This window comes from Calorimonas adulescens (assembly GCF_008274215.1).
Lineage (GTDB): Bacteria > Bacillota > Thermoanaerobacteria > Thermoanaerobacterales > UBA4877 > Calorimonas > Calorimonas adulescens.
The window spans coordinates 1-5507 of the sequence record NZ_VTPS01000040.1 but is presented as its reverse complement, the minus strand read 5'-3'; the positions used below and the strand labels follow the sequence as shown (position 1 = coordinate 5507).

The window sequence follows — 5507 nt, the reverse complement described above, 5'->3', positions numbered from 1 at the left end:
CGTGGCATACCGCTGGTGCAGCTACCCAACGATGTACCTGCTCGGGAAGCAGCCGAAAAGATATTTGATTTCTATTTAACGCCTGTAAAAACTCTTTAAGCTTTATTCAAGATAATTCATAGCTGTTACTATATATATTTAGGAGTGATTGATATGGATTACAAAAAGCCTTCTCAAAAATTCACTGGGAAAATCCGAGAAGTAACTGTAGGCTCCGGGTTAAAACTCGGAGGCGAATCCGTGCTCCCCTTCTACACATTTGATGGAGACACGGGAGCAAAACCGGCTGTAGGAATGGAAATATGGGACGTTTTTCCTAAGAGCTGGCCCCAGAGCCTGAAAGACATATTTGGAGAATATGCCGATGACCCGGTAAAATGGGCAAAATTTTGCATAGAAAAATATAATCCCGACTTTATATGCATAAGATTTGAAGGAGCCAATCCCGAAGGCGATGACAAATCACCGGAAGATTGCGCCAAGACGGCAGAGAGGCTATCAAGAGAGGTATCGATTCCGCTAATGATAGCAGGATGCGACTCCAATGAAAAAAACGCCAAAATATTTGTCAAAATAGCCGAAGCCTTGCCGGACAAAAACTATGTATTTCTTTCAGCAGTAGAAGCCAACTATAAAGAGATCGGCGCTGCCTGCGGCATGGCATATGGAAATATTGTAAGCGCCGAATCTTCGGTAGATTTAAACCTGGCAAAACAACTGAACATACTCATAACCCAGCTAGGTGTAAAACCGGAAAAGATGGTAATGAATCCCGGATGCGCTGCTGTGGGGTATGGTTTCGAGTATGTAGTCACCACCATGGACAGGATAAGACTGGCTGCCTTAGACCAGAATGACGCCACCCTGCAGCTTCCCATTATAAGCCCGGTCTCCTTTGAAACATGGAAAGCGAAAGAATCTATTGCCACTGAGGATGATATGCCTGAGTGGGGCGACCAGGAAGAAAGAGGCATCGCCATGGAGGTTTCCACAGCAGCCGGGGTGCTGGCTGCAGGTTCCAATGCCGTCATTTTAAGGCATCCAAAGTCCGTGGAAATAATCCGAAAGTTTATAGATGAACTGCTATAACGATAGGAGAGATGAACATGGCCTTAAATGGTATGGAAATATACAAAATACTTCCCAAGAAAAACTGTAAAGAATGTGGTTTTCCAACATGTCTTGCCTTTGCCATGAAGCTGGCTCAAGGCGGGACTCAGGCAGAAAAATGCCCCTACATGTCTGATGAAGCAAAAGACAAACTTGCGGAGGCCACCGCTCCCCCAATGAGGACCGTGACCTTCGGCGCCGGAGAAAAGACATATTCTCTGGGAGGAGAAACTGTACTTTTCAGGCACGAAAAGACCTTTGTAAACAAACCAAGGTTTGCGGTAATATTCGATGATACAGAAAGCACTGACAATGTAGAGAAAAAGATAAATCACATAAACACAGTAAACTATACTCGAATCAGCGAAGAAATGTATGTGGAAATAGCAGCATTCAGGTGCTCATCGCAGGACAAACAAAAATTCATCTCACTGATTAAAAAAGTAACATCTGAGTGCAAAAAAATAGTGCCCATGATAATTACCGAAAACCCGGACATAGCTTCAGCGGCCGCAGAAGAATTTGCCGCCCTCGGGCCCATAATTTACGGTGCAAATGAACAAAACTATGAAGCCATGGTAGGCATAGCAAAAAAACACAACCTTCTTTTAGGGGTAAAAGCAGAGAACCAAGCAAAGCTGTATGACCTGGTCCAGAAGATACAAAATACCGATTACAAAGAACTCCTTCTTGACGCAGGCGGCAGGAGTCTGAAGACTGCCTTTGACAACGCTGTAAACATAAGGAGGACAGCGCTCCTTTCAAAAGACAGAACCTTTGGATATCCCACTGCAGCTTTTGTATGCGACATGACACAAGATAAGATGATGGAAATAGCCATGGCGACGCTCTTTATTGAAAAATATGCATCAGTTATAGTACTCAGCGACATGGATTACTCAATGGCGCTGCCCCTCTTTGCCATAAGGCAGAACATTTACACCGATCCTCAAAGGCCCATGAGGATTGAACAGGGCATTTACAGGATAGGCCAGGCTGATGAACAATCACCTCTTCTGGTCACCGTGGACTTCGCACTAACATATTTCATAGTTTCCGGAGAGGTAGAAAGGTCCAAGGTACCATCATGGATACTGATACCCGACGCAGGTGGATATTCGGTACTGACCGCCTGGGCCTCAGGAAAACTCAACGCAAAATCCATCGCAAAAGCCATAAAAGACTTTGAAGCAGAAAGCAAGCTAAAAACCAGAGAACTCATAATACCCGGAAAAGTGGCGGTATTGAAATCCGATATAGAAGACGAACTGCCAGGCTGGAAAGTAATAGTAGGGCCCCGTGAAGCCTCTTCCCTGACAGCATTCTTAAAAGAATACCGCCAGGAAAGCGCATCATAAAAATATACATGTCAGGAGGAAAAATGTATGGCAAGATTCATCACAATCGGAGAGCGAATTCACGTAATATCACCCACAATAAGACAAGCGCTGCAAGAAAGGAACCCAAAGCCCATCATCGATAGAGCGAGAGAACAGGTAGAAGCCGGAGCCAATTATCTGGATGTAAACATAGGACCTGCAGACAGGGATGGCGAAGAACTGATGCCATGGGTGGTAAAGCTCCTTCAGCAGGAATTCCCCAACACCCCCCTGTGTCTCGACACCACCAACACCAAAGCCCTGGAAGCCGGAATCAAAGCCTACGACCGCAAAGCCGGAAAACCAATAATAAACTCAGCTGATGCCGGTTCCAGAATAGGCATGATAGACCTGGCAGCAGAATATGATGCCATGGTCATAGGACTCTGCGCAAAAGAAGGCATACCCAGGGACAACGACGAAAGAATCCAATACTGCACCGAAATCCTCGACAGAGCAATGACAGCCGGACTCGACCCCGAAAATATACTATTTGACCCCCTCTTTGTAGTAGTCAAAGGAATGCAGGATAAACAGCAAGAAGTCCTGGAAGCCCTTCGCCAGATCACCGAAATGGGATTTAACACCACCGGCGGCCTGAGCAACGTTTCCAACGGCTGTCCAAAAGAACTAAGAGGACTCATTGAAGCCACCTTCTGCGCCATGGCCATCCAATGCGGCTTAACCTCGGCCATCGTCAACCCCTGCAACAAGATGCTTATGGACATCATAAAGACTGCGGATGTAATAAAAGGCAGGAATCTGTACTGCGACTCCTACCTTGAGCTTTAATCTCATCTCACCTGTGCTATATAAGCTCAAAACCTTAAATAACTATATAAATAACTCTAAAAGAATATAACTCTAAAGGAGGAGTTTATCATGAGCCTATTTGATATTATTTTCACGGGGTCCGAGCAGGCCCTTGCCGCCTGCAAGTCTATCGTAGAAAAAACAGTGGCGGAACGAGGTGAAAACGCAAAAGTAGCTTTCCCCGGCACCGCCTACAGCCTCCCCACCATATACGCAGCCACAGGCAAGAAAATAAACACCCTTGCTGAACTAAAGAATGTCATACCTATGATTGAAAGCCTCATAGTAAAAGAACAAAACCTGGAAAAAGCTCTAAACGCAGGACTTGCCACCGCTGTAGCGGCAGAAGTAATAGAAGCCTGCAAGTATGTAGGAGAAAACACACCCTATGCCGAACCATGCATCGGATTTATCCCCGACACGGTCATCCGTTCCCTGGGAGTTCCCCTCGTAACCGGAGACATTCCAGGGGTAGCCGTAATCATAGGTGAAGCTCCATCAGATGAAGAAGCTGCTAAAATCATAAAAAGCTATCAAACCAAAGGACTCTTAGTCTTTCTAGTCGGTAAAATCATAGACCAAGCCATAAATACCAAAATAAAAATGGGTTTAGAGCTCAGAATCATACCGCTCGGGTATGACGTCACATCAGTCATCCATGTAGTAACTGTAGCCATAAGAGCGGCCCTAATCTTCGGCAACGTTCAGCCGGGCAACCTTGCCGAACTCCTCAAATACACTAAAGAAAGAGTCCCCGCTTTTGTCAACGCCCTCGGACCCTTAAGCGAGCTCGTAGTCTCCGCCGGAGCCGGAGCCATAGCCTTAGGATTCCCAGTAATAACCGACCAAGATGTCCAGGAGGTACCTGAAAACCTCATAGTCCAAAAAGACCACGACAAAATCGCAGCCACCTCTCTGGAAGCCCGTGGAATAAAAATAAAAATTACAGAAATCCCCATCCCCGTTGGATTTGCAGCAGCCTTCGAAGGTGAAAGAGTAAGAAAAGAAGACACATTTGCAGAATTTGGAGGAAGCAGAACTACAGCCTGGGAACTGGTAAAAATGAGAGAAATCTCGGAGGTTGAAGACCATAAGATCGAAATAATTGGCCCCGACATAGACACCCTCGAGCCCAATGGAGGGAGACTCCCACTGGCCATACTGGTAGAAGTAGCCGGCAAAAACATGCAGCAGGACTTTGAGCCCGTCATGGAAAGAAGGATACACTACTTTGCCAATTACACCGAAGGGGTAATGCATCTCGGCCAGAGGGACATCATATGGATAAGAATAAGCAAATCCACCTATGAAGCCGGTTTCAGGCTAAAACATATCGGAGAAGTGCTCTATGCAAAAATGCTGGATGAATTCGGCAGCATTGTAGACAAAGTACAGGTAACTATAATCACCGACAAAGACAAAGTAGAAAAACTCCTAAATGAAATAGCAAAACCCATATATGAAGCAAGAGATGCCAGACTAGCAGGCCTCACCGACGAGAGTGTAGACACCTTCTATTCATGCCTCCTGTGCCAGTCCTTTGCACCGGCTCATGTATGCATAGTAACCCCGGAAAGACTGGGACTCTGCGGTGCAGTAAGCTGGCTGGACGCCAAAGCCACAAAAGAACTCAATCCCGCCGGTCCCTGCCAGCCCATAGAAAAAGGCGAATGTGCAGACGAAGTGAAAGGAAGCTGGCCCACAGTAGACAAGGCTGTTTCAGAACTCTCTCATGGAGCCACCACCAAAGTAAACATATACACCATAATGGAAGACCCAATGACATCGTGCGGCTGCTTTGAATGCATCTGCGGCATCATGCCCGAAGCTAACGGAGTCATCATAGTCAACAGAGAATACTCAGGTATCACACCCCTTGGCATGACCTTTGGAGAGCTGGCCTCCACTACAGGAGGAGGTGTACAAACACCTGGATTCATGGGCCACGGCCGACATTTCATCACCAGCAAAAAATTCCTGTATGCCGACGGCGGACTTGCCAGAGTCGTCTGGATGCCCAAAGAATTAAAAGAAGCTCTAAAGGACAAACTACAACAAAGAGCAAAAGAAATGGGCATAGACAACTTCTACGACATGATAGCCGATGAGACTGTCGGCACAGATCCGGATACTGTTGTGGAATTTTTGACAAAAGTTGGCCATCCAGCTCTGACCATGGACCCAATGCTATAACGGAAGTGGGAA

General features: G+C 46.3%; 4 protein-coding genes. All 4 read left to right on the top strand.

Going from position 1 to position 5507, the window contains the following annotated elements; translation table 11 throughout:
• Window positions 1-153: 153 nt before the first annotated feature.
• Window positions 154-1089, top strand: a complete 936-nt coding sequence (gene acsD, locus FWJ32_RS13090) for an acetyl-CoA decarbonylase/synthase complex subunit delta (protein WP_149546412.1) — start codon at window positions 154-156, stop codon at window positions 1087-1089.
• 17 nt (window positions 1090-1106) lie between these two features.
• Window positions 1107-2468 (top strand): acetyl-CoA decarbonylase/synthase complex subunit gamma, encoded by a 1362-nt coding sequence (gene acsC, locus FWJ32_RS13085; protein ID WP_149546411.1) that lies wholly within the window; start codon window positions 1107-1109, stop codon window positions 2466-2468.
• Between the two features lie 27 nt (window positions 2469-2495).
• Entirely contained in the window at window positions 2496-3281 is a 786-nt protein-coding gene (gene acsE, locus FWJ32_RS13080) for a carbon monoxide dehydrogenase/acetyl-CoA synthase methytransferase subunit (RefSeq protein ID WP_149546410.1), read from the top strand.
• A gap of 90 nt (window positions 3282-3371) precedes the next feature.
• Entirely contained in the window at window positions 3372-5495 is a 2124-nt protein-coding gene (acsB, locus tag FWJ32_RS13075) for an acetyl-CoA decarbonylase/synthase complex subunit alpha/beta (RefSeq protein WP_149546409.1), read from the top strand.
• Window positions 5496-5507: the final 12 nt, after the last annotated feature.

Excerpts from the sequence above, each read along its gene's own strand:
- acsC (WP_149546411.1), top strand. The coding sequence starts at position 1,107 with ATGGCCTTAAATGGTATGGAAATATACAAAATACTTCCCAAGAAAAAC.
- acsD (WP_149546412.1), top strand. The coding sequence starts at position 154 with ATGGATTACAAAAAGCCTTCTCAAAAATTCACTGGGAAAATCCGAGAA.
- acsB (WP_149546409.1), top strand. The coding sequence starts at position 3,372 with ATGAGCCTATTTGATATTATTTTCACGGGGTCCGAGCAGGCCCTTGCC.
- acsE (WP_149546410.1), top strand. The coding sequence starts at position 2,496 with ATGGCAAGATTCATCACAATCGGAGAGCGAATTCACGTAATATCACCC.